The 3,214-nt window shown below is 39.0% G+C and carries 5 protein-coding genes; all 5 read left to right on the top strand.

Features of this window, described 5'->3' with window-relative positions:
- A partial coding sequence (gene spoIIIAE, locus AB685_RS29105; RefSeq protein WP_047974100.1) for a stage III sporulation protein AE occupies window positions 1-758 on the top strand: 758 nt, incomplete at its 5' end.
- Complete coding sequence (gene spoIIIAF / locus AB685_RS29100; RefSeq protein ID WP_053073999.1) at window positions 730-1,371, top strand: stage III sporulation protein AF; 642 nt, start codon at window positions 730-732, stop codon at window positions 1,369-1,371. The genes spoIIIAE and spoIIIAF, both read left to right, overlap by 29 nt.
- A 5-nt stretch (window positions 1,372-1,376) precedes the next feature.
- On the top strand, window positions 1,377-2,045 hold the full coding sequence (gene spoIIIAG / locus AB685_RS29095) for a stage III sporulation protein AG (protein ID WP_047974098.1): 669 nt from the start codon (window positions 1,377-1,379) through the stop codon (window positions 2,043-2,045).
- A 3-nt stretch (window positions 2,046-2,048) separates the two neighbouring features.
- Complete coding sequence (locus tag AB685_RS29090; RefSeq protein ID WP_047974097.1) at window positions 2,049-2,639, top strand: SpoIIIAH-like family protein; 591 nt, start codon at window positions 2,049-2,051, stop codon at window positions 2,637-2,639.
- Window positions 2,640-2,793: 154 nt separating this feature from the next.
- Window positions 2,794-3,162, top strand: coding sequence for a hypothetical protein (locus tag AB685_RS29085; RefSeq protein WP_047974096.1), 369 nt, complete (start codon window positions 2,794-2,796; stop codon window positions 3,160-3,162).
- Window positions 3,163-3,214 lie beyond the last annotated feature (52 nt).

Raw genomic sequence — 3,214 nt, 5'->3', positions numbered from 1 at the left:
CCCAGGATGCCATAAATAACATGATTCACTTTATGATCGCTCTCCTCCCTTTACTATTAGCAATCATGGCGGCGGTTGGTTCCATCACATCAGCAGCTTTATTTCATCCGCTGATCATTTTTCTAGTTCATACGAGTGGATTATTAATTCAATTTATTGTTCTTCCTTTATTATTCTTATCGGCTGTGTTGGGGATTGTGAGTACATTARCAGATCATTATAAAGTGACGAAACTAGCAAATTTTTTACGAGCGATCGCAGTTGGTGCTCTTGGTGTCTTCTTAACCGTCTTTTTAGGTGTTATTTCTGTGCAAGGGGCATCTACAGCTGTCGCTGATGGAATTACAGTACGGACGGCTAAATTTATCGCAGGAAACTTTGTACCAGTCATTGGGCGGATGTTCACTGATGCGGCAGATACGGTTATGAGCGCTTCTTTATTACTCAAAAATACAGTAGGAATAGCAGGCTTAGCCATACTACTCATGCTTTGTGCATYTCCAGCGATAAAAATCTTATCTTTAGCTCTTATCTTTAATTTGTCAGCTGCCATCCTACAACCATTAGGTGGAGGCCCCATAATTGAATGTCTATCCATCATCGGAAAAGCAGTGATCTACGTTTTTGCAGCGTTAGCCATTGTATGTTTAATGTTTTTCTTAGCGATTACCATTATGGTAGCAGCTGGTAATCTATCCTTCATGATCAGGWGAGAGAAAGGGGTCTGTCATGGATTTCCTAACAAGCTGGATAACTAATATCATACTTCTTATCTTATTGGCTACTATTTTAGAGCTAATGATCCCGAATTCAGTTTTGCAACGTTATGTGAAAATGGTTGTAGGGTTATTATTATTAGTCATGATTTTGCAGCCTTTATTATCAATTTTGACAAAGGATGTCGACCAATGGCTTGTTTCGATTACTCAACATTCAAACCAAATGGAAAAGTCGCTGGAAGATGAAATAAATTTACAAAAAAGTGATATAGAGCTCGGACTTCTTGCATATATTTCAGAACAGATGGCTGTCCAATTGGAAAATGAAGTGAAAGATACGTTAAGGGAGCAACATGATGTGTCTATCACTCGAGTGGAAGTAAAAATGGCTGAGTCGGTTAATCAGATGCCGACTGCTGAGGACGTAGAAGAGGTCATTGTTCATTTACATGAATTCGGGAAAGAAGTCCCTAGTGGCCAAGAAAACAACGCGGTATCTCCGGTCAGCGTTGTGAAGATTGATAMGACTCGACCCATTCCACAAGAAAGTGTAGAGGAAAAGATGGATCTATCYTCGATACGTACCTTTCTTTCAACCAATTGGGAAGTTCCAGAAGAAATGATTTCGCTAGCGTGGGAAGGAGGGGGATAAGCAGAATGAGTCAACATGAACAGAAGGATCGCCAATGGTTAAGTAAAATATTAAAAAAGCCAAATGCAGGTCAAAAAAAGCGAAAATTACCTCTCCATTATGTAGTTCTTATCGGATGTGTGGGAATTGCTTTAATGATTGCTGGTAACCTTCTAACCAACCAACCAATGGATCAAGCACAATCCTTACCTGTCTTTAACGATAAGGAAACAGAGGAAGATACCGAAGTATTTGGTAGAAACGAAAAACCTGAACCTTATTCGATGGAAGATTACGAGATGCGCTATGAAAATCAATTACGCGACACGCTAGAGCAAATTGTTGGTTTGAGTGACGTCTCGGTGATGATTAATTTAGCTGAATCCGAGCGAAACATCTATGAAAAAAACATCAATGCTAGACAACAAAATACGAATGAAACGGATCGTGAGGGGGGGACGCGAACTGTTGATGATGTCACTAAAGATGAACAACTGGTGATTGTACGTAGTGGTGACAAAGAAGAGCCAGTCCTTGTAGCGAAGGAAAAGCCAACAATAAGAGGCGTCTTAGTTGTTGCTGAAGGTGTAGAAAATGCACAAGTGAAGTCTTGGGTGATTGAAGCAGTTAGTCGAGTTCTAGATGTGCCATCTCACCGAGTAAGTGTCATGCCTAAAAAAGTTGAGGAGGAATAAAGAATGGTCTTGAAAAAACAAACAGTATGGTTGYTAACAATGCTTAGTTTAATTGTGGTATTATCTGCGTATTACTTAATGACACCGGGGCAAACAACAGATGATGTAGCATTTGTTGAGGATCAAGAAGTAAGTGAGGCCCAGCAGGAAACTGGGGATTCGGAAGATGTCGTGGTCAATGTTGTCGAAGAGTTTGAAACGGTTGATGAGGCTGGAGAAGACATTGGTACAGAAGTGAATTCAATGAGTGGTAGTGAATTATTTGCGACGATGCGCATAGAGCTTCAAGAGAATCGCGATCGTATGGCAGAAGAATACACAAAAATTCGTGCAGCTAGCGATGTGTCTGCTGATAAAGTAGTAGAAGCACATGAGAAGAGCATGGAGCTACTAGCATTATCTCAACAAGAATCAATGCTTGAAACATTAATTAAAACAAAAGGATTTAATGATGTACTTGTTATGTCTGAAGGTCAAGAAGTTAAAGTCATTGTGCAAGCAGAAGAATTAACAGGGGCCCAAACAGTTGAAATTATGGATATGGTAACAGATCAACTTGGAAATGGAAAAAGCGTGGTCGTCAGTCACGAATAATAGTAAAGACATCAGCTACTAATCTAGCTGATGTCTTTTTGCTTGAAATGAATGTTCTAAAGAAAAAAGTATTGAACATCGTCAAAGAGGTGCAATGGGAAGGTGAGCATGATATAATACGACAATGTAACTTGAATATGAGGAGCGATTTTACATGGAATGGACGGATTTAACAGAAGGTGCCAAGGCGGTACTTGAGCAAACACGCAACTTGAAAAATGATAATATCCAAATTGTTGAGTTTGAAATTGGGTTTGAACAACATGTCGATAATGAAGAAGGTCATTCATATACGGTATCAATCCAAGAAGAAGACTATCAAAACTTAAAAAAATATACTCAAGAAAATGAGTACGGCGATAAATTCCACATGGCTAGAAATAAAGATATTGTTAAAATTATTCTTCTAGAAGACGGGAAGATTCCTGAGAACCTTTCAGAATTCCCTGTATTCCGCCAATACAAAAAAGAGGCGCTTATTACAGAAGAATCAGAATCTCAAACAGAAAGTGCTCCAGAATAAACCATCTAAAAACTCTTTTATTCTAAAGGATAGAGGAGTTTTTTTGTTTGCG

Source organism: Bacillus sp. LL01, assembly GCF_001037965.1.
This window is presented reverse-complemented; position numbering and strand designations above follow the sequence as displayed.

What these genes read in the sequence shown, in the direction of transcription:
- AB685_RS29085 (WP_047974096.1), top strand. Translation starts at nt 2,794, where the DNA reads ATGGAATGGACGGATTTAACAGAAGGTGCCAAGGCGGTACTTGAGCAA.
- spoIIIAG (WP_047974098.1), top strand. Translation starts at nt 1,377, where the DNA reads ATGAGTCAACATGAACAGAAGGATCGCCAATGGTTAAGTAAAATATTA.